Below are 26,256 nucleotides of genomic sequence, written 5' to 3'. Positions count from 1 at the left end.
ATGGATCATCAAACAACACCTATCTTAGTTGAAATGCCTGGACAAGCGAAGGAAAAGCAACCGATTAAAACAATCATAGTTGGACCAACAGCAGGTGAATATAGCAAACTAGCTGAATCATTCGGTGGCAAGGTTATTCAGATCAATCCTTCATCTGAAAATATGCAATATATCAATCCGTTTGAAATACCAACTGAAAAGTAAAATGATTATGGCTCTCCTTTATCGGGGGAGCTTTTTTGTTTTATCAAAAAAATATCAACATCCGAAATAATTATTATTAAGCATACGTAGGATATAAAAACGTTTAGAAAGGAGTGAATGCTTAATGACGATTAATTTTGATGAATTAAATATTTTATTAGAGCCATTAGAAGCCAGCGTGCTTTTATTATATGAGAATTTGCAGGATAAGGAATTGAAAAAAGAAATGGCGTACCCGAATATAGGCAGCCTAGTCTATCTAGCAAATCTTTCCTCTATTGTGCCAATTAGTAAAAAAATCGGCATTTTAGAAACAATTGAAGGCAAATCGGACGGCTGCTACTACGTAATTAAATGCTTTGATGGTACTCGTATGTCATGGGGAAATGTAAAAGCTTTAAAAATCCCACAATCTCTAAATAATAGATGGACATTATCTTAGCATCATTTCATTTTTTTAACAAAATGAGCAATATTGCTATATCGAAATGCGTATAATGCAAAAACAGCAAAATTAAGCAACGTCTTAATTGTATGCTAACCAACTAAATAAAGGAGGCGTTCATATTGAAAAAAATTACGCTATTATTAACAACAGGGCTTTTATTATTAGTGGGCTTTGCCTCATTTTTCTATAAAGAGCTACTAATCTTGACGCAATGGGCATCACTTATATTATTGGTGACAATCATTTTACGACTGACGAAATGGAAATACTATCAACCTATAGCAATTCAGAATGACTACGTACTAATTCCCCATCGTAAAGGAAGCTTATATTATTCAAACATCGAAATGATCCAGTTTAATGCAGAAGAGATGATGTTGGATATTGTGACCGAAAAAGGGAATCGTTATACGCTCGAAGCTATTCATTGTCAAGACTTTCTAAAATTAGTAAAAGCAGCTCGTAATGCCAATCCTGCTATCTATGTAGAAGATTCTTTGCCGTTGGATGAAGTGAATTATCAAAAACTTATTGAGGCGTATCAAACTCAAAAAGAAGCAGATAGTCATCACGAAAAACGTAATGATTTGTTATATATAACAGTGATTACAATCGCTCTTATTGTGACAGCATTAATTTCTATTATCCAGTAAACAAAAGGAGGTTTTACAATGTATGATTTGAAATCTAAAATCATGACAGCTTTTGTTCCCCTTTTGTCTATTACATTACTGCAAGTAATTTTAGGAGTTAATCCAATCATCATCATCGCTATAATCGGTATGTTATTTATCATTCTATTTGCTTCAAAATTAAATGCTACGAATAAGATTAAAGCAACGCAGGATCGAGTGTTTATTCCTGAATGGAGTAAAGAGGTATCCTATTTCGATGTTTATAAGATAACATTGTGTTTGATTGGAGAAGGGAAAAATCGAGCCTATGAATTAATGGTCGAACTTAATAATCGTGACACAATTGCATTGGAAAGCGTCAACGTGACACATTATTGGGCATTAATTGATTTAGCGAGAAAAACAAATGATGATATTATTTTTGAAAACATTCCTGAATCTGAAGAGAAGCTATTACAATTATTAGATGATTGGATCGAACATGGCAAAGGAACATATGTATAAATAATATAAAAGCTCTTGAGGACAACCTTCAGGAGCTTTTTACATTTTATATAATAAATTATCGTTTAGGCTGCACTTCTAAAAAACGTACTGTAGCAAATTGTTCCGTCATTTCAGGAGAATATTGATGAATTTTTTGCATTGTCCCTTGCCATTCTTGCTCGCTGATGTCATGTTGATTAATTGAAGAAACAATTTGAAGAATACCTAATGCAGATGCGTTCGATAGATGAACTGTACGCAATGCTTCTGTAATACCTGTAGTTGTATCAAATAGGACTATTCCAAGCAGCATTTCCATTTGAGGATCAGCGATAAGCTCCGCTATCTGTTTTGAATAATCATATTCTTCATCATTTTTAATACGTGGATGATACATACACTCAAAATTAAGTGATGTTTTCAATTTCTTAGATGGTTGATAAATTTTCGATGTTAAAAACATAACATTGTCTTGTCGAAATGCACCGATTTCTACTGCACCTGTTTTAACTGTTTTTACCTCGTTTCTTGAAATCTTCGGAATACCCATATAAATAACGGCTTGACCTGGTTGAAAATCACACCATGTAACGTCTTGATTTTTGGGGTAACTTGCAATATTGGGGAAAACTAATCCTTCAGTGAATCCGTAAATCATCATAACTTCGCTCGCTTTCAAATTGAATTTAAAAATGGTTGTTATTCCCACTTTTGATAACGCTTCATTACCTTTAAGATTTGAGGATTTTCGTCAGCATGTCACTCTCTCCTTCATTACCGATATTTAGTAACAGTGATCCTCTACCGAAAAGTAATCATGATTTCAAACCAATTATAGCAAAATAAAGCGATATTTAGCAGCAAAATATGGTCTTTTAGCAAGACTTTTTAGTTTACTAGAAAACATATTTTGTAAAACAAACGCTCATTATTGATTAATTATGTATACAAAAATGCCTTTGTTGAACCAAAATTGGCGTAAAATCGCCACCACTCTCTCACCATCCTGGACACTTATTTTGACTGGAAGGTTATGATTGTATTTTTATTTGTCGTTCCTATCCACTTCTAATTTAAGAAATCGAATTGCTGGAAGGTTTTGAAATAGATTTTTTAGTCAATCCTATCCAACTAGATGAATTACTGGAAGGTTTTGAAATACTTTTTCTAGTCAATCCTATCCGTATTTAAAAACGCTGCAAAATAAGGCTTTTTCGGGGAAGGTTTTGTCATAGTTTTATACATAAAATTTGTATATAGAGTCCCTTATATGCAAGCCCAAAACCCCTTGTCAATGAAAAACATTGTTCAAAAACCCTTTAAAAAAACTCGAAAAAAACTTTTTCACTTTTTTCAGAAGAACCGCATAACAACAAGGTTTGAGATAAAAAACGCAAACGGCAATATCCCCCTCGCCAATTTGGAACAGCTCCATGAAATCATTTCGCTTATTATTTCGGGTGATCCTTATCTGTATCAATTTAACAATATTCACATTCACTAATAATTATGCATAAATAATACAGGTGATATATTATATCCTCTTCTGTATTTTTGTAAACAAAAAGATGCGTCATTAGTCGAAACTAACAAGTGCATCCCTTTGTACCTTTTTTTATTTTTTTACAATCAACATATCAGGCTCAAGTCGTACTCCTTCGTCCATTTCTCGAAATAAGTAAAACTGTTGGTCAACTGAATTGAATTGCACAACTGCTGTTGATGGACCAAAAGACGATTCGGATTGCAACGTCTGTACTTGATCTCCTTCAAATAATGGATTTCCCTCAATGTCCGTCACACCGCTAAAACGTTGGAGCGTCATAAACGTGTTTCCGTTCAAAATATCTTGAATGGCTAATTGAATCGGCTGTCCATTATTCCCCTGAATTTCAATCATCGTTTGTCCAGGCTCTAAATCCAATAAAACGTAATTGCCACTTTGACTGATTAAACGGTACTGGAATAAACCTTGAATCGTGTTAGCAATTTGGTTATCCGCTCTACGTTTTTGTAATTGGTCTAAAGATTTACGTACAAACTCGTCAAGGATTGGCACGATAATCTGAGCAAGTACATCATATTGATTATCCAATTGAATAATACGAAGTGGCTCGTCAGTCGGTGCATTAACTTGATAATAAGCACTCTTTAGCTCTGCCAGTGTGTTAAGAATAAATTGATCACGTGATTTGATTAAATCAAATAGCCATTCTCTGTATAAACCTTTATGATAAGCAACGTCAAATGGATTATTCAAATCAGGTAAATTAATATTTTCACGTAGTAGGAGCATGTTGAATTCGTAAAGTAATGGATTTTCATGTGCAATATAAAGGTTTTCACCGTAATAGTTTGCTAGAAAATGCTTACGTCCAAATTCATCTACCTCATAGGATTGCTTACTGCTTGCGTAGCCATTATTTGTCTTACTGTACATCGCAAATGGATGTGGCTTAAATGGGAACGCTGGATCGATTTGAAATGATCGTGCTACTAAAGGGTTTTCTAATTGCTGCTGCATAATAAATTCCTCCTAAAATCATGGCTTAGTAACCATATCCTTATTTTTAAAATCTTCTTCGTTATACGTTTGGATTTAAACATTGATAACTGAAAAAATGAACGAAGCGAGAAGTCTGTTATAAGCCACTCCCCTCCGAACGAAAGGAAGTAAATAAAAGGTGCATCGTAAGTCAAGCACGCACAAAATAGAAAAGTAAGTATGGATGCTTCCAGTACGGTACGAATTGGTCATGAAGCTTTACAAACGGCTGGATGGAAAGCAAGAGAGATGGTGGAGTAGGCATAGGAGTGAATAGGCGTGTACAAAAGTAGGAGCATGGAAAGAGCTTGTAGTTTGTTGGGAAATACGAATAGGAAGTGTGGTTGCTGGAAAATGTATATGGTGAAGCCGCTCGTTCAAGTAGAGAGCAACGAAGTGAATATTATCCGTAGCGGCACGTGCTACGAATAGACAGAAATAGAAAAGTATGTGTTGAACCTTCTACTCGTTGCCACTCGTCCGTATAGCGTAGCAAAGAATGAATAAGGCTTAATTGCGTCTATAGAGAGAAAGCTTGTGAGGTTGTTCGGTCAATACGAATGGTAGCAATGAAACCGATACACCGCCTCACCCGATAGATGCCGCTCCCTCGAATGTATAGCCTGAACAGTCATGGTTATACGAATGTGCAACGTGGTCAGTTCTAGCGTCAAACGAGTATCTGCTTATAAGGAGTAAGAGTAAGAGTAAGAGTTAGATTCAATTATAGACTTCTCCCCTCTATAGAGAAGCAAGACATATAGACGAATAAATGCTTGAGAATGTATTGAACGAAACATTGAAAAGGGCCTTTTCGATAAAAACTTTGATTTATTCCACTTTTCCTCTCTCTCCTTTTGCCAGTTTAACGTATAAATGCTTAGAACGAGCTTTCACGCTAGTCGGTCATAAGAAGCTATATTTGTTCAAATTGATTCCTAGCAAACGAATTTGATACGTTCTAAGGGCTAGAAATGGATGATTTATCGAATAGTTTCTTAGTAATCTATGAAATATGTATATGAAACGAACTTCTTGCTTATTCGGAGGTGTTACGCCTTCTCTATAGACGAAGAATGTCTGAATGAATGCAGGAGGCAGGGAATGGACAATAAAGTGGTCCTACGCTCTATACCTAATACAGATGAATGACCGACTAAGAATAAACTTGTTATAGGTGCTCTCCCCTCTACAGACGAATAAGATTCTAATGATCCCATTGACAAATTCCTCCCTTTCTCTTATTTGATTGCGTTATGAGCCATACTTGATTTTTAATTTTCCAATATGGAATGACGTATAATCTATATTGTTTAGAACAATTAAACTATCACTTATCCTTTGGTGCAACCTTGACCTGACCGCTTCATACTTGTAATACGTAGTAGCCCTGTATCGTTGTAGGTAGCCACTTCCTTTGACGCAAAGAATGGTTATTTCGCTTTCGCTTTGCTCCATCAACTTGTTCGAAGGTGTTGCTCCTACACGTTTTGTGCTTTCCATGAGTTGCCGCTCAGTACTTGTAGAAAACTTCAAATGGGTTGCAAGAAGGACCAAGGCAAGGTTGAACGAATCGCTTGCTAAGAATAGGTGACGTGTATGAAGCGGTAGCCCCTCGCCCTCCGAACATATAACTCGTAGTATCAATAGATTTAGCAAGTCAGGTTTATTCGGTGTAGGAGGCGTATGTGTCATAACGAATAGATTTGTTAGTAGCTCTCCCCTCTATAGACGATCAAGCAAATACTATGTTTATCCCCTCTATAGACGAATCTCTATTCTCCCCTCTATCAGACATAAATACATGTGCCTTGTACTATACCTTATGGGCATACGTGCTTAAATTGTTTCAAACGATGAATTTGGATTTGCTAGGAAGTCCTTCTGAGCATCCAGTAGCCTTTTTGACAGCAAGAATGCAGTTTAATCCGTCTTAACTTCCCTACTCGCATTACAAGTCGTTTTAATCTCACTCTCTTCCTCCCTCTCCCTCTCCAGCATTTATTCGGCATTAATAAACGTATCTGATGAAGCGGTCATTCTAATAAGCTTAGAACGAGCTATATGTGATTACCTGTTTTACCTCATTGCTCCATAACGTGTACAGATGTTCAACGCTTAAACATGGTATAGCGTGAAGAAGGCTTGATTCATTTTTGGTCAATGAAAGACAAGATTGAGCGGTAACGAGTGCGTTCGTGTAGGACGGATCGAATGCGTTGCCGAGTTTTGGCTTGTTCGGAGAAATAGCTCTTTGCACATTGGTCATGCTTGAAAGGGTTCTTTGCTGCCGCTCCTGGTGGTGAGCTACGAATGCCTTGCTAGACGCATTTTTTCCTGCAACCGCTTCTAAACTTTCACCCAATTAATAGTTTTCTATCTCCTGACTCTTCCACTCGTTGCCTCGCTGCATTTTCCTTTCCTTCACCACGCCCCACCCTTTCACTCCTTCGCCTATTCAGCAGACTTCGTGCTTTATCCCTGTTCTTGCTATCACCTGCTTCACACCTTGATCACGCCACAACGCCCTTTACTCCGCATCACTCGTTTTGACCACGACTTACAACACATTCGTATTTACTTTCATGCTTTCGAAGGGGGATGTGGAGCACGTTACGCACCGTTTATTCTTCAGTAATCATCTGTATTGTGCAGGGATGTGTTCATCTAAATCGGGCAATCGGATCTCGCCACTTTTGTCCCTTGTTTATTACCAAACTTTTTACCATTTTTTTTATCAATCAAGATTCCTTGCCTTTTTCCCCATACTTTTATCCAGCTTTAATTCCATCTTCTGATCCAGCCTTTTAAAAAAATCCGGCTTTTCCTTTTTACAAATCACTGATTTTATCCAAATGTAAAAACTTGCTCATATCTTTGTTTTATTCATTGCAATTTTAAAAACCGAACAGGTTCTTTTTTCGAACAAACCTTGCTACGACTTAATTTACATCCAGTTTCACCGTTTCAAAGCGTCTACTATTACGCCTCTTTTGTTCGCATTTATCTTAATTTAAACCACCCACGCTACATCTTGTTTTCAGCAAAACACCTGACCATTTCCCCTTTTTACCTCTACGCCTGTAAATCGAATACATTTGACCACGCCTGTTCCACTTTAATTAAATGAATCACCTTTCCACTCATTTGTAGCATGACCGATACGAACACAGATTTATTTGCAACGATGCCGCTTTTTCGAAGCGATGGATTTAGACTTATTTGATGATAAAAATTTGATATTTCATGACTACGGAAATATACTTGTTTGGAGCACCTTTTTAACGCACATTTACGTCCTTTTGGAGCAGTGAACGGATTCCCCCGATTCGGTATCGAATCCAGCGAGCAGTCGGCAATCGGTGAGGGGGATATTGCCGTTTGCGTTTTTGGCATGGGGGATTGGTACTATGCGGTTCTTCTGAAAAAAGTGAAAAAGTTTTTTAAAAGTTTTTTTCATCGCTTTATCATCAAAATCGGGCATTAAAAGAGTGCTTTTTCATTTCAAAATACGAAAGGTTTTAGCGGCTCAAAAATCATTAAAATGAGGTACAATTGAATCGTAAAAATGTATCAATTTAAACCTTCCTGCTTTTAAATTGAAAAGGGTTTTAGATGCTTGTTTCGAGTGTAGTAAAAGCTAATATAAACATACCACGAACGTAGTCGCATCAAGGGTTTAGAGAGGTTTTGACTGTTATTTGTATTGCAAAATAAGCACAAAAAAACGCCTTGCTGATCCATTTGACCAACAAGACATCTGAAAGGAGGATAAAGAAATTTATATATCATTCATATTGACATTATGCATAAAATTACATAAGTTATGTAAGAGTTGCATATAAGTTATATAAATACTATACAACTTATTTCATTTTCGATATATTGCAAATAGTCGCATATTCTATCTGATTCTAAAAAGTTATACAAATGTTGTATATAAGTTATATAACTTATTTCCAAAAGAATATAGAATGCTAATTTTTCATATTATTTCATTTTCAATATAAGTTATGTACAAGTTATATATGTGTTATGCAACTTATTTCCAAAGCGATATATCTCAACTATTAGTCTCTACATAAAGTTGTATAAATGTTATATATAAGTTATACAACTTATTTTTAAACCAATATATTTACTCATTCTGTATCCAACAACGAGTTATATACATGTTATATAAATGTTATACAACATACTTCGAATTGAATATATCAACTCGTTTAAGCATCTTTACTGCCCCTACTAAACTTCTTTATAATTACCGAAGTGTTTGCTGGAGCTAGAATAAAAAACACTGTTAATACTACGAACAATTTCTTCCTATTATATTTTACTCTTCTGCCACCCTACTACCATTTTCAATCAAAAAAGCCGTTCTACACGAACATATACGCCAAAAATGTTCATGGAAAATGGCTTCAAGTAGCAAATAGTTTGTGGAAAATGGGCAAAAGTCGCCTATTTTTCATGGAAAAACGCCTGATCTAGCCAAAAGTTCATTTTATTGCACAATTTATATACTTTTGAGCATAAAAAAAAGCCTTGCTCAGCAAGACCTTTACTTTCATCTATTCAAACTACTTCCCATCTCAATAGACTTTGCACGCAGCACAAACTACTTGTTTTAAAAGTTTTCTTACAAACTTTCATTTAAGCCATCGGGGAGAAATAAAATACATAAACAGACACAGGAGATGTCATTATTACACCAATACCTCCATATATAACTGCTGATTTAGCATTATTTAAATTCAATAGAAATAGCAATCCTTTAAATGTAAATAACGCACCTGCAATAAGCAATACTAAGCAAAGCACATCAATCGTTTTTTCATGAAGCAATGCGGGGACCAACATTGTTAGACCAATACCTCCGTATATAGCCGATTTACTAAAATTCTTCTTCGATAAAAAGTGTATTCCTGTAAAAATTAAAATCGCTCCTACAATAAGTAATACTAAGTCAAACACATTCATTTTAATTCCACCCTTCTGTTAAGTTTTTTAAATACCGCCTTACTTCCATTATTCTATGCTTGTCACAAATCTAATATTCCTACTTCAATTATCTTCCGAAACGCAATCTATATGCTTTTAAACATAAAAAACCCTGCTCAGCAAGACCTTTACTTTCATCTATTTAAACCACTCACCAACTCTTCAATGCCGCCAAAGTAGCCTATATATATAGCAAAAATAGCTAATACAACACAAGTACAGCCCATATACAAATACACACTATCCAAACTGTTCCTAAGCGTGGAAAAATTCAAATAGGCAAGCAGCAGTGAAAGTATAGCTATTGCAATAAAAAAAATCTCTATTAACCAATAATAATCCGTCAAATCCATCTAATCTCCCTTTTTTTACTTTATATTTATTTAAAAATTGTTATGAAGTGATTTAATAAATCCTATATTCAGCTCAATAGGCTTTGCACGCAGCACGTTTAATTTATTTCTAAAGTTGCCTTGCAAACTTTCAATCCTTTCACCTGGAGCAATCGGATCGTCCAGTAAAAAAAGAGATTGCCTATGATGCAGTATTTCCTTTTGCTCATTTAGCATGGTAAATACCTGCTTCCCAAATTTATTCAAATTCTGTTCATTCATCATCTTTAACACCACCTGTTTCACCTTCTATTTGTCTATACTTTTTCTAGATTAACCATTTCTACTTCAAATATCTTCCTAAATGTTTACGGAAAATGTCTATTAAAACCCAAAAGTTCATGGAAAATGGCTAAAAGTAGCCTACTTTTCATGGAAAAACGGTTTAACTCGCCAAAAGTTCATTTCATGACTAAACTTATAGCATTTTTGATATAAAAAATAGCCCTGTCTCTACAAGGCTATTCGTAGAAGGGTATTACCCATTAATTCAAACTTCGATTACTCTCAGCTTTGATCTCAGAAACCAATTTAGCGTAAATTTCGTATTCTTGCTCCAATAATCCGTTCAACACTACTCCCATTTTCTCCATGAAAAGTTCTGCACGTTCACGATTAACAAACTTGAATTTTTGATTAGCGATTCCTTTCAAACTAAATGTCGTTGAAGCTAAATTCAATTCGATTATCCCAAAGCTTGCTACTTCCGCCACTACACTTTTCACGATAGCACTTTTTCGATTTTAGAAAACATCAAGTTTTAACCGCAGTTCCTGCTTAGGCTTAAAGAAAGTACCTACTTCTTGATAATAGAAATCCTGATGTATCCCTAAGTCGAGCTCCTTAATCATTTTTTTAAATCGCTTTTCAAATGCTGCATAATTGAAGCCGATTAGGATATGGACCACATAAGACATTTGTTGCTCCAAATCAATCATCAATCTCGTTGTTACCTCATAAGCCGCTCCTTCACGCTTTTTCATCAAGCCTCTTGCCGCATTCGATAAAATTTCTCCTGGTAATTTCAATCGATCTAACAATTCATTCACGCATTCTCTCTCCTTCTGTTCTATTTGTTTGTTTCCATACAACCTAATTAGCTTAGCCACCCTTTAATCAATGATGTTTCAAATGTATTTGTAGACTTCCATAGGATCACAGCAATGAAACCCAAATAGATAAAGCCACATATTTGATAAAATTTCAGATTAGTCTTTTCGTACATTTTAAAGTTAAAAAAGGCGAAAAATATATCAATCAATATTAATAATCCAGTCACGCAATCACCCCTTGTCTAACCAATAGCGAGAATGTTAAACCCATGAGCATAAACTTAGAAATTCCTACATACATTTTGACCATGCTGCTACCTTCTTTATGATATGCCCATATATTTAAAATGCCCCATGCTGCACCAATGATCATAGCGATCATATATACTACCATGTCATCACCATCCCTTTTTATACATATGCTATGCTTCACCCCATTTACTCATTCAATAAAAAAAGGACAGCTTATTAAGCCGCCCAAATCTTAACTTCCACTCTCATAATTTTTTCATTCTCTCGATATGTCTGCCTGCAATAAATACCTTTTTACCTTCAAAATCAACATAGACCGAACGTAAATAATCCACAAAGTATTTTGCCGATAATACTTTTACTTGAGTGCTTAAAGGTATTTTATGCCACCTTAGACCACCTGTTATATAAACAATATCTCCTTCTTGCAATCTACTCAACAATATCAACCAGCCTTCTATAAAAATTGGATATAGATTTCTTCTGTATACGATACATGTACGTAATCGCTAAAGCTCCTATTGTAAATTGAATTACCCAATGCATTAATAGAAATCGTATTGGACTTTCTACCAATATCAAAACGACTGTAGGAATAAGCAACATAACAATCTGTACTGAATAAAATTTGTTTCTAATTTCATTCATTTCATTTTTAATATTTGCAATAGCAAAATTTATTTCTTTCTGTTGCTTCTGTTGTTCAAATTTTCTTAATTCCTTTACAATGTCATTCGCAATATCATTCATTGAAAATTCTCCTTTCTATTAACTTTTAATTTTAATCAAAATGTTCAGTAGTTATTTTTCAAATTGTCGATACATCTCCAATTGAATTTCTTCGAATTGTTTTTCTGTTAGTATTTGCTCTGCTATTCGTTTAAAGGTAGCTAATTCAAGCCACTCTTGATTTAACTGGTTAAAATCAAATTGCAATTTAGTATAATTGTCGATAGCATCATAAGCCACTTTAAACGCTTCTTTTTGTTCATCTGTCCAATCAGCCCACGAGAACCCAGCTCGAATTATTTCTTTAGCTCGCTGCGTCTCCATTCATATCACCTTCCAATTCCAAACAGCACATTTTCTTTCGAGTACGAAATTAATCCTCAACCTCTTCATAAATTAACTAAATATAGATTGCAATGGCTCTGCTACTTTCATCATTCATTAAGTGTTTCTTTTTTCTGCCCATTTTGCAAATCCTGTGTTTGTTGGTATCTCAAAACTCTCCAAAAACAAGTGTTTATTCCACTTATAAACTTGTCTAAAAGCCGATATATAGCCTTTAAGAGTTGTATCCTTAAAGCCGTTCTCCTTTAAAAGCTCTAAAAGTTCATATATGTGCTCTGTTTTTACTTGCTTTGTACATGTGATCCCGTATTTCCACTCCATATATACAGCAAGCTTTGCAAATTGGCTTTCGCCTCCACCATTACTATTTTCAAAAAATTGGCACATAAGCGTATTCCCTATACCACCTTTGGTATACACTTCTTGTAATGCATCAAAAAAATCCTTTTTCATTGATTCTGCTCCTTCTTATTTCTTTTTCAATTGCGTGACAGACCATTTTCTTCACACAAATAATTTAACGTTTTGCTAACCATCGTGAACTTCAAGATGGTAAACATGGTCTATCTACTATCTTTTAACGAACCTTGAATTTCATGGTTCGTTGCTTAATAATAAATCACTTTCAAATTGCCTTCTTTGGCTTTTTGAAGTTCTCTTATACTGCACATTTCTTTCTTATAATTGATACACTGTTCTCTCGCATTGATTACAATTAAAAACTTTGACCTTTCACTACGTTATCTAAATAGACTTAACGATTTCCATTAGATTTTGCTTCACTTCTTCAGCTGCTTTCATCTTATAACGAATATTAGTCATGATTTCAAATAAATCCTTCCCTAAAGGAGAATCGTATGAAATATTGTGCTTTCCCATTAATTCAGCCAATTGAATCTCGATTTCCTCTACTTTCAAAATACGTGGATCATGCACATACACAGGCTCTTCCTTACGATCTGCCCGATCTGCCTCAATTTCATCAAGTGACCGTGGCAAGATAATATCTTTTGATAAGAAGTAATTTTGATCGGAAATTCGGAATAGTTTATTTAACTTAGTTAATCCTTCTTCAGTATACTCACCTTTTATTAAGCCAGCATACTCTTCTTCCGTTAATCCGCTTCGATTAATTACCCAATGCACTGCTTTTCCTATTTTTTCAATGTAGTTTTGCACGTTATTGGCTAAATAATTATTCGTCAATAGAACTTGTTCTTTCATTAATGAATCCCCCTATTATTTCTCTCCGATATTTTTTTCTTTCAATTCAATGTCTTGTGTGACAATCTTGCCTTCTGCATCTAACCCTTGCTCTAAAACGAGCGGAACTTCACCGCCAATAGAGATCTTGTTATAGAAACGATCATCTTCAAATTCAAATTCTTTTTCGATGTCACCATAAGCAATAATTACTTCAAATTCCTCTGCTTCATAGACTTTTTTCTTAACCGTATTACCCTCTGAATCAATTTTTGTTTTCGTAGTGTAACCAGCTGGATCATGTTCCTTTGCCATCACAACACCTTTAACATCTTTATATTGGTACGATTCTACACACCCTAATAAAATAGAGCTACTGATTGATAGTAAAATAGCTAGTTTCAATTTCGAATTCATTCACTTCACTCCTTTTTTTTAGAATCCCCTCTTATTAACAATATTTCCTCCGATATTACTTATATATGAAAGATATTTTGAAAGGAGGTACATCTATTGATCAATGCTCAAACAGCAGTAAGAACAACAATTATATTCATTGGTTTCACAACTGTATTTATTGCAATATTGCTTTTCTATCAAGCAAACATCACATTCTATAGCATTTATGAATCGCTTATGAAGCCTATCGATAAAATGCTTACTAATCCACTAGCTTCAAATGCTACGATTGATGTTCAACAACACGTCTCTACTTCAGCTCTACAAATCGAAAATGCAGTTCGACAATCATATGCTTCACAAGCTTTCTTATTGTGTACTTTTATCTTAGTATGCTCAGGAATTGCATTCCGCTTTGAAAATGTAATAAGTGATTTTTTAAGACGTTCACATCGTCTATTTTATTAATCAATATGAATAAACGAAAAAATAATGACAAGCTCTTTAGAAGCATTCTCCACTTTCAAAAAGCTTGTCATTATTAATTTACATTCGTACTCTAAACCATTCCTTTAAATCATCTACTGGATTTTCCAGCAGCCTTTGTTCCGTATTGATCTGAACAAGTAAGTCCTTATAATAAGTAGAAGATGATAATTCCTTCTTCTCAGGATTTACTGCCGCTCGAATAATGCCATTATTTGATTCAAACAAGCCAATGTCTGTAAAAATTAATGTCATTGACATAAGCACTCGGAACGAAATGTTATTTCTGTACGCTATGCTTTCCATCTCCTTGACATTCATAATGTCGAGCCCATGTTCTAACGATTGAATGTGCTTATAATACCACCCGAAAATATCACGACCAGGGAATGTATCTAAGCGATACGGCTTTACGCCATGACCAAATACATATATTTTTTTGAATGATTTTTTAGCAAATACATCACGTAACGATTCAATACGAGTAGGGAAATCTAGTAACACGATATTCGGCTTTAAATTATCCCAAAATGATTTTGATAAATTATTCCCCAATTTAATATGTGTGATCGACATCGGTACTCTACCTGCATATATATCCTTTGTATCTTTACGAAAAGCAACAAACTCTACATTGCTAAAATCGGGGATCACTCGATTAATATCATATAAGTTTGTTGGGAAACGCACATCCACAATTCTTTCATCAGCCTCACGTAGCTCCTTCAGCATAAATTGAGGCGTTTTATTCCCTCGCCACTCATTTACCTGTAAATCACCTACCATCGCCATCATGCTTTTGATTACGATGTCGTCAAACATTTCACCTTTACCGAAACCAACGCAATCAATTTTGTTATACATGTCCTCGATTGTTATCTTTAAATGCGTCCCTTCACTACCCATTTTACGCTTATCTACTATTCTTGCTTCCTCGATAGCAAATACTGGACGAGCAAATGCAGCTCCAAATGGTGACAACATTTTCATATCCTCAATCGCTTTCACCGTAATTTCTTCTAAGCTTAGAGACATATCAATTTTAATTTTCGGAATTAATTGCTCAGGCGTTAAGTCACGTTTAGCAATACCATCTAATCGCTCTCGCAATGCATCTATATTCTCTACAGGGAGCGTCATACCTGCTGCCATTGGATGCCCACCAAAATGAGGCACTAAATCCCTCGCTTCAGCAAGTGAATTGTATAGATGATAACATTCAATACTACGAGCTGAACCTTTTGCTAAGCCTAATTCTGCATTGATACCTAAAACAATCGTTGGCTTGTAGTAACGCTCTACTAAGCGTGAGGCTACGATTCCGACTACGCCAGCATTCCACCCTTCTTTTGCTACGATCAAAACATCGCTATTTGCAATTTTAGGATCATTTTCAATCATCTCAATTGATTCATTCATAATGTCCTCTACAAGTTTTTTACGCTTATTATTAGCATCATTTAACGTATCTGCTAATCTTGTCACTACTTCAGGATCACGACTTGTTAAAAACTCTACAACTGGCATTGCATCACCTAATCGTCCTACTGCATTAAAACGAGGTCCAATGTAGAAACCAATGCTATCTTCATTAATAGTTGATTGTGTAACACCTGACACACGACATGCTTCTTTTACCCATAAGCTATCGGTATAGCGAAGCAACTTTAAGCCTTCACGTACAAAATAACGGTTTTCATCAACAAGCGGCACAATATCAGCAATTGTTCCAATAACTACATACTCCAATAGTTCTGTTGGGAATCTCCCTAGTAATGCATGTGCCAGTTTAAATGCTACGCCTACTCCAGCAAGCTCTCCAAACGGATAGTGTCCTTCAGGAACACGTGGATGCAAAATCACGTCTGCAATTGGCAATTCTTCACCTGCCTCATGGTGATCCGTTACAATTACGTCCATACCCAATTCTTTTGCTATTCGAATTGGCTCAATACCGCTAATACCGTTGTCCACTGTAATAATTAATTGGATGCCATTTGCGTGTGCCTCTCTAAATAAATCAGCATGTGGACCGTAACCATGTTTAAATCGGTTTGGAGCAATATACGTTACGTCAGCTCCTAGCTCTTCTAAAGCAGCAATAACTACGCTTCCTCCTGAAACGCCATCACAATCATAATCGTGATAAACAAGAATTTTTTCTTTTCGTTCAATCGCCAGCTTGATTCGTGCTACTGCCCTATCCATTCCATACATTAAAAAAGGATCATGGACTACGCTAATATCTGCATAAAGCATCTTGCGAGCATCTTCAATCGTTTCACATCCTCTAGTCGCCAGGATCTTCGCTGAAATAGATGTTAATTTGAATTCTTCCATAAATGCTTCCACAAGCTGCTTATTCGGATGTTGAATTTCCCAAATACTTTGTTTGGTCAAACTAAATACCCCCTTGCACTTTCTTAATTAATTTATAATTCATAAATCGTTATTGTAAATAATAATTGACGTTACACATAATATTATTGTATATCAAAATAGTCATATATACAAACGATTTTTTAGCATTGCTGATCAGACACATTTTTCAAGAAATATTTACAAATATCAGTAGTGAACGACACTTTCCTACATAGAGTATAAGGATTTTAATAATACAGGTGTTCCTTAGTGAACAATTATGGAGGGATGGATTTTATTATGTTGTACAAAATGAATGTTGGTATTGAAGAGGTTGCTACACAAAAAGATGAATCGGTAGTAAAATATGATACGTTTTTAAATAAACGTTTTGTATTAGCTGGCTCATTCCCCATGACTAATAAACATGTACGCAGAATTATCGTATTACATGGTGGAGAACATGATGATAAGCTTTCAGTAGATACGGATTACTTTATTGTTGGACGTGATTATGAAGATGGAACAAAGCATAAACGTTTTTTATCATTAAATGAAAAGAAAAATGCTGGTATTCAATTAATCACTTTTAACGAATTCCTGACTGCCATCGATACGAAAGTGTTCTAATCAAGGTAGCAGGTTCTCAAATGAGAGCTTGCTTTTTTGTTTGCTTAAAAACAATAAAAGTACCTTATTTTTAAACAAAGGTACTTTTATATAGCTTATTCAATTGGTGTTAAAACAGTTACTTGATCTTTTCCCCAATATTCCTGTAAATTCGCCAGCTCCTGCTTCAAAACAAAAGTTGTGCCACAATAATTAGGTGTTTCTACTAATATATAGCGACTATGATCCGTCTTTAACTCACTCATGCATGAATTACACATACATACACTTGAATCACCGAAACCATCAGGTGTTAAGTCATCTACTGGATACGTATCGCTACATCGAAAACATTTTTTACAATTCATTTTCATCACTCCTGCTTACGTTATTTCTACACACTATGTTTTTAGCGATTCACTTATTCAAAAAAAGCTCTCCTATATAGGAAAGCTAATACAAATTATTCTTCAATTTTATTACAACTCACAGAATCGAACACACGTTCATAAGAAAAACGCTTCCTTCTCTTAGAAGAAAACGCTCTTTTTATCAGTATGGACACTTAAATATTTGTAGATATTTCATCTAAATAACCAGCAGCCTTAAATTGTTCATAAAAGCTCGCTTGTTCCAAATGGCTAATACCTATCAATTGTTCAGAAGTAAATATTTTAACTAGAATCAACAATGCTGATACAAAAAAGTCAGTGCCGCTGTCAACACGCTCAATCACATCCATTAAATCCTCCACTACATCTACCCTGTCAGCAATCACCGCATTTACAGGCACAATAAAACGCTTCGTAGGGTTATCCTTTAATAGTGTAGCGTCCTCATTCATTAAAAGGATCAATTCTTCTCTCAACGACTGCTGTTCCTGACAATTCATCGATTCGATATGCTTTACAATACTCATTTTACTTCACCAACCTCTCTTTTTTAGGATATGCTCCAATAATTCTGTACTTAGATCAAATAAGGCAATTAAATTATTGGTTGTATGGCGGAGATCTGCATCCACCTCTAATTTCTTTATTTGAATTACTGTTTTAAAATGCGTCATTAAGGATTCGTCATAAGATTTATGATTCAAGACAATGCTACGTAAACTCGATGGGAATGCCTCTAACGGAATACTTTTGTATGCATACTGCTGCAATATCTTATTCGCTGAAATCTGCCAATTTTGCAACGCTATGATTAACCGATTTTCAATTGTATCATCAGCCAATTGTAGCTTGATTTTTCCGCTGTAATATAGACTAGGAACAGTTATCATGTCTTGTATATCCATAAAATCTTCTACTGGAATCAATGGATAAATACGTCCATTAATCCAACCAATACGTATAATTGAAGCAACATCTGCTTCCTTAAATAGCTCTAGCACCGTCAATTCATTATTCAGAAATGATCCGTATAACAATTCATTTACAGGCATAAGTAAAAGACTTTCGATTTTTGCCTTACCTTCAGTCGTCAATATTACCTGATCCCGAATAACATTCATTACATATCGCTGCTCATTGAATACAAAACTGAATAACAACGCTTCATCAAATAATTCAATCACCGCAATTCCCTCATAAGGCATTTTTTCATAACGATGATCATATACCATCTTAGTTGCCTCAATTACCAATTCAATTGTCATTTCATTGACCGCTCCTTCCTACGAGAAGGTAGAGTAAAGCCGAAAGGATGCTTATCAAAGTTTTTTAAGGTGTATAAGAAATCTTCATCTGTTACAAAATACATACCTAGCGTTGTTCCACCCTTTTTAAAATAATGCATGACATCCCGATGCCGCTTCTTTTTATAGTTAAAGCCGTAACTTTTTGCAATTTGCTTCTTTCGTAAATGTTTCAATATTTAACTCCCTTCCTTCAATGTTTACTAAAGAACTTTATAAATTCAATCTTCTATTAATGCTATGTATTTCAAGAATCTATCATGCTAAAAAATCTGTTGTACCATTAAAAAAGACGTAGTATAGCAGCTACGCCTCATTCAATCGATTTATTTATTTGTGCTGGCTCAAAAAAAGCTTTTGTATCTTCAATCCATTTTTCACGCCTTTTTTGATACTCAATCTGAATTTCTTTTGCCAATCGCAGCTCCATATTCAAATCAAGCAAGCTAACTGAATAATAATTATCTAACGCCTTTTCTACAATATCGTTAATAGAAAACACAGCCGATTGTATCGTGACATGACTAATTGGTACACCTTTTCTCAAGCCTCGTTCAACTTGTATCATCAAATTAATTGCTGGCATTAATTCCGCAAGCAATATTTCATCTTTTTCTCGGTTCAATGGATAGATAATACTAGCTATTTTTCGACTTTGCACATGCAATTTCATTAATTGCTCAATATACGGTTTTGTTTCACGATTAATTTTTAGAACATCTCTATCAAAGATACTACCTGTAATAGTAAATTCATGTGAATAAGATTCTTTTATATCTATTTCCCTGAAACATTCCTTAATTTTTTTCGCCCTGGCGACCATTCGCAGATTTCATTCAACACATCTACAAAGACATTTTTACGTGAAAATGCACGCTCTATTAATACATCTTCTTTGGATTTTGGCTTAGGCTTCGGTTTGCTAAATAACTCAAATATCCCCATACTCCCACTATTCCCTTTCCAATAAAAAACCTGTTTACATATTAAATATACAAACAGGTAAGCAAATATTCTAAAAAAGGTGTTTAACAGGTTCTAACGATTGATTCTTTGATTCTGTAATGATTTCAGCTTTTATCTACTAAAAATCAATCTTCATCATCTAACTGTTTCATTTTATCTAACATTTGATCTAAAGCACATTTTCCTCAAATTGTTTATTGCTCTTCAATGTTAAATTTCATTTTACTTGTACCATTCATTTCAACACTCATTTGAACAATTTCATCATTATCAGTGTTCCCTGCTAACGCTTCTAATTGTTCTGGAGTCATGCTGTTAATCATTTGAGCAGTTTGCAGTAACATCTGAACATTGCTATAATCTTCTTCTGTTAACAAGTTCGAAGAACATTTTGGGCAAGGTTTATTAAGCCATTTATCATAATCCTCTACTTTTACTGAATCATCACGATAGTCACATGTATCCTTATCGCATTTAATTCCACCGATATTACATTGCAATGCTTGTTCCATTAATATCTCTCCTTACTGAATATTTTTTATCGATTATGACTTAAATAATTTCACAATAAATTTTCAACCTACCGCTTTATCTAAATATTTCTTATTTCAATTTTGATAATCGGTAAATTTATATTGTCTATACCAAATTTAGTAAGAGTGGCATCTAAATCATGAATAGACTTCATTCCTACAGATATATAAGTTCCACTCACTTCTATATAGTTACTGTCTAAATCTTCAAATGATAATGCTGAATTATTTGTACTGCTAGGAGTACCAGTTTTAGAAATATACAAATAGACTGCAATAGATGTTATTTGAATTACTACCCCTGCATTTACCCCTTCTAGTTCTGGCTCATAAATTCCGCTACTTTCTCTACCAAGAAGCCCCATATATTTTACCTCCTCAAATTTTTATATCAAACAAAATCTTCAAAATGTTCAGTATTATCAAGAGATATAACCATTTAATGCAGCGAAAAATGCAACTAATCCAAATAGAAATCCACCAAAATATAAAATACCTAATCTTGAAAACAAATTACCTCCTTTTTTAAACAAAAGGACACTTCCAATAACCGCTAAACTCATTGTTGCTATGCTTACTGTTAAAATGCCTGTTAAACTCAAATTAAAAGTTTTAAACGATTTTTTAACATCATCTAATGAAATCAACTTTTACCTCACTCTCCTTTTACTGCACAATATTTATCCAGTGTGCAATATCCTCATATTATTTATTAACTACTTTTTCGTATTTAGCTTTTAAACGTTCATATTCAGCGAGGTCTTTTTCTTCTTGCTTTTTGCGATATTCCTCTTTTTCTTTTTCTTGCTTGATACGTTGTTCTTCTTTATATTTTTCGATATCAAAAATACCTAATCTACCTAGTTCATTACGTATCCAATCTTGCTTATTAAGGACTTGAATTACCAAATGAGGATACATAACCCTTACTCTTGATTCTTCTTCCGATTCGTCATAATCAAATGTTGCCATTAATACGCAACCATCTTCCGTTGCTAATGTAATTTGTTCGGCAAACTGTGCCATATGTGAAAAAACAATTTTCTTACCAACTAAATCTTTATAATCTGTTAAAATCTCCATTTTTATCTCCCTTTCGTTACTGAACATTTTTTATCCAATTTGAAACTTCTTTTTCTATCTCACCAATATAAACTTTGTTGGAAGTTATAAAATTGACATTCATATTATTCTCCTTTCTGTTACTGCACAAAATCTTTCAAATTAACATTTATGTTCATATACTTATTTAAAAAATCATTCAAGTGAAGCCTACTAAAGTGTTTTTCTTTTTCATTTTTCATCATAAAATTCATAATCAAAGCAAAAATACACTTATTTATTTCTAATTCCAAACTTGCTCTAAAATAGGCAGGGTCTACTTTATCATTTTCTAAATAACCAATCAGTTGAGGTAAATTATGCATACCATCTGAAATATCTAAGATTGATAGTTTAGAAAAGTCTTTAGAAAAGCTATCTGAACGTGCTATGAGTCGGATTTCTATTGAACCAAGAAATAAAAGTTCTAATGCGATAACTTTAAGTTCGTGGGTAGATTTTTGAGTAACTTTTTTCTCTAAATCGAGTTCTGATATTACTTTCATAGCATTAATTCTATTTTTCTGATAGTCTGAAATAACCTCACTAGGTTTTCTATTGAAAAATTTTAAAAGTCCCATTTATTTGTCCTCCTTAAACAATATGTTCAGATTGTTTAGTAGTAATCTATCCCTAATTTTTTCAGACATTTCTTACAAGCTACTTCCTTATTCTTCAGCAATTCTTCTTCCTCAATCGTATTATCGAAGTATCTTGTATCTTGTCCTGACCCATCACAGGCTCTTATATCATCTATATAAGCATGGTACTTAGCTCTTGGATGAATCCAATCATTATCGGTTTTATTGCTTTGCTTAACAGGTAATTGCCATATGACATTTTTAATAATTGGCTCCAAAATTTTTATCCTATTATCTAAAGCTGAAAAATATTCAGTCTCACCTTTTCGCCTCATATCTTGTAAACAATTGAGTAATCTAGTGATTGTCCAATCACCTAAACCATCTTGTTCTAGTTGCATCAATAATTCGATTTCTACTGAATTACGCAAATGATGTTCAATGCTATTGCTGGCACGTTGCACATATTGGATTTGATTTGCTAGTTGTACTTGCTTGAATTTGTCTGTTAATTCGTTCACCTAACCTCAACCCCCTTTACTAAAAGCTTTATTTTTTTGAACAAAATCTTTCTACTGTCCGTCAACATTACACATGGGTTGCCCGTTGTTGTTTAGTCTAGGTGTTATACCACCATCTCCATCATCTTTATAGATAATATATTGACACCCTGTTTCTTCATCTACATAAAAATAAAATCCTCTTTTTAATTGACTAATTTGAGTTATAGAAGAAACTGTTTTAGGAGTTTTTTGTTCTGAAACTTCACCGTTATCATCGGCTTTGGTTTCAACATATGGTGTAGAACAACCTGTTAATAAAATGCAAAGACTTAATCCTGCTAATATTTTCTTCATGACTTTTTCACCTTTTCATCATATTGTGCAGTAACTACATTTTGTTTAAAATATGTTGCATTTTGTCTTTTTCTTGTTCTGTTAGCGATTGTGTTATTGAGTGCATAGGTTTTCATGTCAATCCTCCCATTTTTCAATCTTATTAATGGCTCGTATCGAAGCTTTTATACCGCTTTGCCGTCCCTCTTTTAATCCTTGTTCATACCCTTCTTTATAAGCCGTTTCTTCAATAATTTTTATCGCATCTGCTACCGACTTTTCTGTCATACCATTTTCAATAAGCAAATTATAAATCATCTCTTTCATTTTTCTCCTCCTTCACATCCTGAACAATGGTATAGATCCAAAGAAAGTTTATGGACCCCCAAATAAGAACATTACATGGTCCTCTATGTTCAGTAATCTAAGTCCCAAAAATGAGGATACTGTCTATTGATTTGTAATAAAATAAATCCTTTCATTTTAGGCAAGTTCTTTTTAGCTATATCAAACCTTGTGATGCCGACTGCTTTAGCATCATCCTTATTGATTACGATATTAGCTTCTGTTCTATTGACGAAGTGATCAATTCTTACTTTTACAATGAAGCTATCTTTTGTATTTGAGCGAACAATGATTTCACCTATATGCTGCTCTAATGTTTCTACGACACGAATAGAAGGCTGTCCATTTTCATGATAGGCATGTGACGGGTTGTATTCCTCAACAAATAAAGCATCCACAACATAAGCCTCTGCTAAATCGCAATAACTGTAATCAAGATTTACCATCTTTTGCCCAATCTCTATTTTTTTTGGTACATCAATCAAAATAAGTTCCTCCTCTTTCTCTTGGTACTGCACAATATGTTTCAAATGTTACCTCTGCTTTTAATTAGAAATTTCATCTTTTTCTTCTATCCAACTGCTGTATCGATCCAGTTCCTTCTTCTCAACTGACTTAAACACCTCATATGGCTTCGTGAAAGATGTAAATTCTTCTGTTTCATCCAAATACGTAGTGATCATAAAACGGAAATATTGAGGCTCCTGACTTGTTGTTCTTATGATAACAATGTCAGAATAGAATCCCCCTCCATGTCGAGCAATCTCACGCTTTTCTTTTACTAATTCCAATCCCATGCCTACTTGAATCGGTGATGTTTCCTTTGTTAGATGAAATAGCTCGGCAAATGTCAAATCTATTGCATTAATATGCTGTTTCAATGATACATACCTCCCTTACTGTTATTAGAGTTTTTTTTAAATGTTAAAATCATGTCATTCTCAACAAGATTACGATATAACAACCATTACTTTTCCAGTAAATCCATGTTGAAGTCAGATTTTATAAACGATATTGTTAGCTCTCGATTCGTTGCATTACCTAGAGCCGTATAGATTTGCCCCATATCTTCCATTGTAAAATCAGTTCGCATGAATCGATTAAAAATCAACAAATATTTCCTAGCAGTCGTTCTAGGCAGTCCTTTAGAGATTGGTCTTGATAACCACTCAAGCATTTTGCATTTAAAAATTAGAGCAGAATCAATTCCTTTTAAAATGAAAAATTCATTAAACTTTGGAATTAAAATAATTTCTTCGTTGTCATTAATAAAAGACTTTGGAAATATTGATAATGCTTCATTTACTAAACTTTTTAACTCAATTTGCTGTTCAATCAACGCCAGCTCCGTATTTTTATCTTCCAATACTGTCATTATTCATCATCCTCCCCTACAAAATTTACTTTTCTAATTGTTAGGTTGTGAACGTTGTCAATATCCCGAATAATTATTGTAATCCCTGAAATAGTAAATTGATTCTCCCTTTTTCCCCTAGCTGGACGACTTTCAAAATTAAACACTGTTGCACTAGGAAATGCTGTTTGAAGCTCTTTGATGAAAATAGCTCTATTTGCATCATTATCTAACAGATCAATGTCGTTGCCTTTTTCCTCCAACAACTGATAACCCTTTTCCTTCAAGTCATCTATTTTTGATAAACGTTGATTATCTTCTGTTACAGGCTTACTTGAATATTGCTGCATAAAGTTATATAGGGAAAATCCTAACTCTGCTTTAATTGCACCGTTTTTCAATAGAGTGAACTTGCGTAGATAGTTAAATCCTTCAATTTTCCACCATTGTTCTAATTTTTCATACAATTGTTTAATGATTGGTACAATCGCTCCAGGTGACGTATTCTCAATAGCTTTTTTCAATGAGGCAATTTCATCATCACGCATTTTTAATGCAGCTAGTCGTATTTCTTTTTCTCGATCCGTTTCAGCTCCAGTAAAGCCAACTGTTTCTTGAATTTCTTCTAAATTATAGTTAGCAAGTTTCAGAAACGTTTCTTTCATTTCTTCATCCAGCTCTCCATTGGTTGCCATTTGAACCATTGTTCCGAGGCTACTACACAACTTGTTAAATTCACGTTTTAATACTGCTGTTGCATCCTGATCCAATTCGATAAATTGTTTACTTTCAGACATTATGACCGCTCCTTCATTTTTCGATTTCGCTCCCTTAACGATTCGTTTGAATCGATTTCGACAATATATTCAAATGCACCTTCTCGTATATACCGCTTCAATTCGGCTTTTGAAATTTTGCAGCTACTACCTATATAATGAGTAATTACACCATCCTGAACAGTTGCACGTATATCTAGCAATTGAATTGTATTTTTTCGAGTAAAAACAAATTCAGACCATGACGAACAAGCTAAAATAGAAGCACAATATCGCTTGCCAAATTCTAATGCCGCCAATTCGTCCTTATCAACAGATACAGATTTTTTGATTTTTACTCTCATATTGACTGTAGCAGCTCCTTTCCATCCAACTCATAAATCGCTTTATAATAGTTGTCTTTATACGAAAGTTTAAAGGTAGCCACTTCTTCTGCTGGCTGAATTGTTACAGCTTCGCCATCTTTTAACTTACGAATAGCTGTCACTACCTCTGTTGCCTCAGCTGATGTATCTTCCGTTGGATTGTATACCATATTTCTAATTAACGATTCCATTACATCTAAAGGTACTGAATGCGGCATATCGATACGAATACTTATATTGTGATCTACGTTACGCATCGTGTATTCAAAAGTGTTTGGATAGCTCATTGAAAATTCCTTATAGAAGTAGCCTTTTTCCGCTAACTCATAATCAATTTTCACTTTATTGCTATCTAGCTTATTTTCGCTTAATACATTTTGATACGCATGTACGCCTTGATGCATTCCTGTAATACCTAAATCCATTGCGTCTAGTGCATCAACTGTAAAATAGCTACAACCTCCTAAAAATAACGAAGATGTCAATGCTGCACCTAAAATAATCTTTTTAAATTTCATCGTTCCACTCCTTAACTATATGAATTTACACCAATTAT

At 34.3% G+C, this 26,256-nt stretch carries 42 protein-coding genes; 6 read left to right on the top strand and 36 right to left on the bottom strand.

Annotation, left to right across the window (positions count from 1 at the left end; genetic code table 11):
- From ACOMCU_RS00745 to ACOMCU_RS00730, 4 genes are all read left to right on the top strand, one after another.
- Positions 1-204 carry a hypothetical protein gene (locus tag ACOMCU_RS00745; protein WP_421049060.1) on the top strand — a complete coding sequence of 68 codons (204 nt, stop codon included), beginning with the start codon at positions 1-3 and terminating at the stop codon, positions 202-204.
- Positions 205-328: 124 nt separating this feature from the next.
- Positions 329-646, top strand: a complete 318-nt coding sequence (locus ACOMCU_RS00740; protein WP_421049059.1) for a hypothetical protein — start codon at positions 329-331, stop codon at positions 644-646.
- A gap of 125 nt (positions 647-771) precedes the next feature.
- Positions 772-1,305, top strand: coding sequence for a hypothetical protein (locus tag ACOMCU_RS00735; protein ID WP_421049058.1), 534 nt, complete (start codon positions 772-774; stop codon positions 1,303-1,305).
- An 18-nt stretch (positions 1,306-1,323) separates the two neighbouring features.
- Complete coding sequence (locus tag ACOMCU_RS00730) at positions 1,324-1,791, top strand: hypothetical protein (protein WP_421049057.1); 468 nt, start codon at positions 1,324-1,326, stop codon at positions 1,789-1,791.
- Positions 1,792-1,849: 58 nt separating this feature from the next.
- Here the strand turns inward: ACOMCU_RS00730 and ACOMCU_RS00725 are convergent, their stop codons facing one another.
- The 15 genes from ACOMCU_RS00725 to ACOMCU_RS00655 all read right to left on the bottom strand — a co-directional run bounded on the left by ACOMCU_RS00725 (position 1,850) and on the right by ACOMCU_RS00655 (position 13,709).
- On the bottom strand, positions 1,850-2,434 hold the full coding sequence (locus tag ACOMCU_RS00725; protein ID WP_421049056.1) for a hypothetical protein: 585 nt from the start codon (positions 2,432-2,434) through the stop codon (positions 1,850-1,852).
- A 954-nt stretch (positions 2,435-3,388) separates the two neighbouring features.
- The gene (locus ACOMCU_RS00720) at positions 3,389-4,297 is read right to left on the bottom strand and encodes a hypothetical protein (protein ID WP_421049055.1); all 909 of its coding nucleotides are present in this window, start codon (positions 4,295-4,297) and stop codon (positions 3,389-3,391) included.
- Between the two features lie 3,096 nt (positions 4,298-7,393).
- Complete coding sequence (locus ACOMCU_RS00715; protein WP_421049054.1) at positions 7,394-7,714, bottom strand: hypothetical protein; 321 nt, start codon at positions 7,712-7,714, stop codon at positions 7,394-7,396.
- Between the two features lie 1,257 nt (positions 7,715-8,971).
- Positions 8,972-9,298, bottom strand: a complete 327-nt coding sequence (locus tag ACOMCU_RS00710) for a hypothetical protein (protein ID WP_421049053.1) — start codon at positions 9,296-9,298, stop codon at positions 8,972-8,974.
- A 155-nt stretch (positions 9,299-9,453) separates the two neighbouring features.
- Complete coding sequence (locus ACOMCU_RS00705) at positions 9,454-9,672, bottom strand: hypothetical protein (RefSeq protein ID WP_421049052.1); 219 nt, start codon at positions 9,670-9,672, stop codon at positions 9,454-9,456.
- A 30-nt stretch (positions 9,673-9,702) separates the two neighbouring features.
- A complete protein-coding gene (locus ACOMCU_RS00700) occupies positions 9,703-9,936 on the bottom strand; it encodes a hypothetical protein (protein WP_421049051.1) in 234 nt (77 codons plus the stop codon).
- 260 nt (positions 9,937-10,196) lie between these two features.
- Complete coding sequence (locus ACOMCU_RS00695) at positions 10,197-10,436, bottom strand: hypothetical protein (protein ID WP_421049050.1); 240 nt, start codon at positions 10,434-10,436, stop codon at positions 10,197-10,199.
- Positions 10,437-10,454: 18 nt separating this feature from the next.
- A complete protein-coding gene (locus ACOMCU_RS00690; protein WP_421049049.1) occupies positions 10,455-10,760 on the bottom strand; it encodes a hypothetical protein in 306 nt (101 codons plus the stop codon).
- A gap of 226 nt (positions 10,761-10,986) precedes the next feature.
- Positions 10,987-11,157: a hypothetical protein gene (locus ACOMCU_RS00685; RefSeq protein WP_421049048.1), complete on the bottom strand. Its 171-nt coding sequence runs from the start codon at positions 11,155-11,157 to the stop codon at positions 10,987-10,989.
- A gap of 103 nt (positions 11,158-11,260) precedes the next feature.
- On the bottom strand, positions 11,261-11,455 hold the full coding sequence (locus ACOMCU_RS00680; protein ID WP_421049047.1) for a hypothetical protein: 195 nt from the start codon (positions 11,453-11,455) through the stop codon (positions 11,261-11,263).
- On the bottom strand, positions 11,448-11,765 hold the full coding sequence (locus ACOMCU_RS00675) for a hypothetical protein (RefSeq protein ID WP_421049046.1): 318 nt from the start codon (positions 11,763-11,765) through the stop codon (positions 11,448-11,450). The genes ACOMCU_RS00680 and ACOMCU_RS00675 overlap by 8 nt, the downstream gene beginning before the upstream one ends.
- 51 nt (positions 11,766-11,816) lie before the next feature.
- A complete protein-coding gene (locus ACOMCU_RS00670) occupies positions 11,817-12,068 on the bottom strand; it encodes a hypothetical protein (protein WP_421049045.1) in 252 nt (83 codons plus the stop codon).
- 117 nt (positions 12,069-12,185) lie between these two features.
- Positions 12,186-12,542, bottom strand: coding sequence for a site-specific integrase (locus ACOMCU_RS00665; RefSeq protein WP_421049044.1), 357 nt, complete (start codon positions 12,540-12,542; stop codon positions 12,186-12,188).
- Between the two features lie 291 nt (positions 12,543-12,833).
- Positions 12,834-13,313, bottom strand: a complete 480-nt coding sequence (locus ACOMCU_RS00660) for a hypothetical protein (RefSeq protein ID WP_421049043.1) — start codon at positions 13,311-13,313, stop codon at positions 12,834-12,836.
- A 15-nt stretch (positions 13,314-13,328) separates the two neighbouring features.
- A complete protein-coding gene (locus ACOMCU_RS00655; RefSeq protein WP_421049042.1) occupies positions 13,329-13,709 on the bottom strand; it encodes a hypothetical protein in 381 nt (126 codons plus the stop codon).
- A gap of 96 nt (positions 13,710-13,805) precedes the next feature.
- On the opposite strand from ACOMCU_RS00655, the gene ACOMCU_RS00650 reads away from it, so the two are divergent.
- A complete protein-coding gene (locus ACOMCU_RS00650) occupies positions 13,806-14,159 on the top strand; it encodes a hypothetical protein (RefSeq protein ID WP_421049041.1) in 354 nt (117 codons plus the stop codon).
- Positions 14,160-14,237: 78 nt separating this feature from the next.
- Here ACOMCU_RS00650 and recJ read toward each other — a convergent pair whose 3' ends face one another.
- Positions 14,238-16,577: a single-stranded-DNA-specific exonuclease RecJ gene (gene recJ, locus ACOMCU_RS00645; protein ID WP_421049040.1), complete on the bottom strand. Its 2,340-nt coding sequence runs from the start codon at positions 16,575-16,577 to the stop codon at positions 14,238-14,240.
- Between the two features lie 231 nt (positions 16,578-16,808).
- Between recJ and ACOMCU_RS00640 the strand changes: the two genes are divergently transcribed.
- A complete protein-coding gene (locus ACOMCU_RS00640) occupies positions 16,809-17,168 on the top strand; it encodes a BRCT domain-containing protein (protein WP_421049039.1) in 360 nt (119 codons plus the stop codon).
- Between the two features lie 95 nt (positions 17,169-17,263).
- On the opposite strand, the gene ACOMCU_RS00635 is transcribed toward ACOMCU_RS00640, so the two are convergent.
- The 20 genes from ACOMCU_RS00635 to ACOMCU_RS00540 all read right to left on the bottom strand — a co-directional run bounded on the left by ACOMCU_RS00635 (position 17,264) and on the right by ACOMCU_RS00540 (position 26,218).
- Positions 17,264-17,515 carry a hypothetical protein gene (locus tag ACOMCU_RS00635; protein WP_421049038.1) on the bottom strand — a complete coding sequence of 84 codons (252 nt, stop codon included), beginning with the start codon at positions 17,513-17,515 and terminating at the stop codon, positions 17,264-17,266.
- Positions 17,516-17,712: 197 nt separating this feature from the next.
- Positions 17,713-18,066, bottom strand: coding sequence for a hypothetical protein (locus tag ACOMCU_RS00630; RefSeq protein ID WP_421049037.1), 354 nt, complete (start codon positions 18,064-18,066; stop codon positions 17,713-17,715).
- 6 nt (positions 18,067-18,072) lie between these two features.
- Positions 18,073-18,804: a hypothetical protein gene (locus ACOMCU_RS00625; RefSeq protein ID WP_421049036.1), complete on the bottom strand. Its 732-nt coding sequence runs from the start codon at positions 18,802-18,804 to the stop codon at positions 18,073-18,075.
- Complete coding sequence (locus ACOMCU_RS00620) at positions 18,801-19,019, bottom strand: hypothetical protein (protein ID WP_421049035.1); 219 nt, start codon at positions 19,017-19,019, stop codon at positions 18,801-18,803. The genes ACOMCU_RS00625 and ACOMCU_RS00620 overlap by 4 nt, the downstream gene beginning before the upstream one ends.
- Before the next feature lie 137 nt (positions 19,020-19,156).
- The gene (locus tag ACOMCU_RS00615; protein WP_421049034.1) at positions 19,157-19,516 is read right to left on the bottom strand and encodes a hypothetical protein; all 360 of its coding nucleotides are present in this window, start codon (positions 19,514-19,516) and stop codon (positions 19,157-19,159) included.
- 104 nt (positions 19,517-19,620) lie between these two features.
- Positions 19,621-19,788, bottom strand: coding sequence for a hypothetical protein (locus tag ACOMCU_RS00610; RefSeq protein WP_421049033.1), 168 nt, complete (start codon positions 19,786-19,788; stop codon positions 19,621-19,623).
- A 215-nt stretch (positions 19,789-20,003) separates the two neighbouring features.
- Complete coding sequence (locus ACOMCU_RS00605; RefSeq protein ID WP_421049032.1) at positions 20,004-20,321, bottom strand: hypothetical protein; 318 nt, start codon at positions 20,319-20,321, stop codon at positions 20,004-20,006.
- A gap of 80 nt (positions 20,322-20,401) precedes the next feature.
- Complete coding sequence (locus ACOMCU_RS00600; protein ID WP_421049031.1) at positions 20,402-20,707, bottom strand: hypothetical protein; 306 nt, start codon at positions 20,705-20,707, stop codon at positions 20,402-20,404.
- Between the two features lie 57 nt (positions 20,708-20,764).
- Positions 20,765-20,989: a hypothetical protein gene (locus ACOMCU_RS00595; protein WP_421049030.1), complete on the bottom strand. Its 225-nt coding sequence runs from the start codon at positions 20,987-20,989 to the stop codon at positions 20,765-20,767.
- A 58-nt stretch (positions 20,990-21,047) separates the two neighbouring features.
- The gene (locus tag ACOMCU_RS00590) at positions 21,048-21,425 is read right to left on the bottom strand and encodes a hypothetical protein (RefSeq protein ID WP_421049029.1); all 378 of its coding nucleotides are present in this window, start codon (positions 21,423-21,425) and stop codon (positions 21,048-21,050) included.
- 119 nt (positions 21,426-21,544) lie between these two features.
- Positions 21,545-22,024, bottom strand: a complete 480-nt coding sequence (locus ACOMCU_RS00585) for a hypothetical protein (RefSeq protein WP_421049028.1) — start codon at positions 22,022-22,024, stop codon at positions 21,545-21,547.
- 35 nt (positions 22,025-22,059) lie between these two features.
- Entirely contained in the window at positions 22,060-22,545 is a 486-nt protein-coding gene (locus ACOMCU_RS00580; RefSeq protein ID WP_421049027.1) for a hypothetical protein, read from the bottom strand.
- A 51-nt stretch (positions 22,546-22,596) separates the two neighbouring features.
- Entirely contained in the window at positions 22,597-22,881 is a 285-nt protein-coding gene (locus ACOMCU_RS00575) for a DUF6440 family protein (RefSeq protein WP_421049026.1), read from the bottom strand.
- 117 nt (positions 22,882-22,998) lie between these two features.
- Positions 22,999-23,187 (bottom strand): hypothetical protein, encoded by a 189-nt coding sequence (locus ACOMCU_RS00570; protein WP_421049025.1) that lies wholly within the window; start codon positions 23,185-23,187, stop codon positions 22,999-23,001.
- A gap of 89 nt (positions 23,188-23,276) precedes the next feature.
- Positions 23,277-23,690, bottom strand: coding sequence for a hypothetical protein (locus ACOMCU_RS00565; RefSeq protein WP_421049024.1), 414 nt, complete (start codon positions 23,688-23,690; stop codon positions 23,277-23,279).
- A gap of 60 nt (positions 23,691-23,750) precedes the next feature.
- Positions 23,751-24,086: a hypothetical protein gene (locus ACOMCU_RS00560; RefSeq protein ID WP_421049023.1), complete on the bottom strand. Its 336-nt coding sequence runs from the start codon at positions 24,084-24,086 to the stop codon at positions 23,751-23,753.
- A gap of 86 nt (positions 24,087-24,172) precedes the next feature.
- A complete protein-coding gene (locus tag ACOMCU_RS00555) occupies positions 24,173-24,580 on the bottom strand; it encodes a hypothetical protein (protein WP_421049022.1) in 408 nt (135 codons plus the stop codon).
- Entirely contained in the window at positions 24,580-25,356 is a 777-nt protein-coding gene (locus ACOMCU_RS00550) for a hypothetical protein (protein WP_421049021.1), read from the bottom strand. The genes ACOMCU_RS00555 and ACOMCU_RS00550 overlap by 1 nt, the downstream gene beginning before the upstream one ends.
- Positions 25,356-25,679: a hypothetical protein gene (locus tag ACOMCU_RS00545; RefSeq protein WP_421049020.1), complete on the bottom strand. Its 324-nt coding sequence runs from the start codon at positions 25,677-25,679 to the stop codon at positions 25,356-25,358. Before ACOMCU_RS00545 ends, ACOMCU_RS00550 begins: the two co-directional genes overlap by 1 nt.
- Positions 25,676-26,218 carry a hypothetical protein gene (locus tag ACOMCU_RS00540; protein WP_421049019.1) on the bottom strand — a complete coding sequence of 181 codons (543 nt, stop codon included), beginning with the start codon at positions 26,216-26,218 and terminating at the stop codon, positions 25,676-25,678. The genes ACOMCU_RS00545 and ACOMCU_RS00540 overlap by 4 nt, the downstream gene beginning before the upstream one ends.
- Positions 26,219-26,256: the final 38 nt, after the last annotated feature.

The sequence above is a fragment of the Lysinibacillus sp. UGB7 genome (genome assembly GCF_049058285.1).
Lineage (GTDB): Bacteria > Bacillota > Bacilli > Bacillales_A > Planococcaceae > Lysinibacillus > Lysinibacillus sphaericus_B.
The sequence above is the reverse complement of the archived record's forward strand: the minus strand, read 5'-3'. Positions and strand labels throughout refer to the sequence as shown.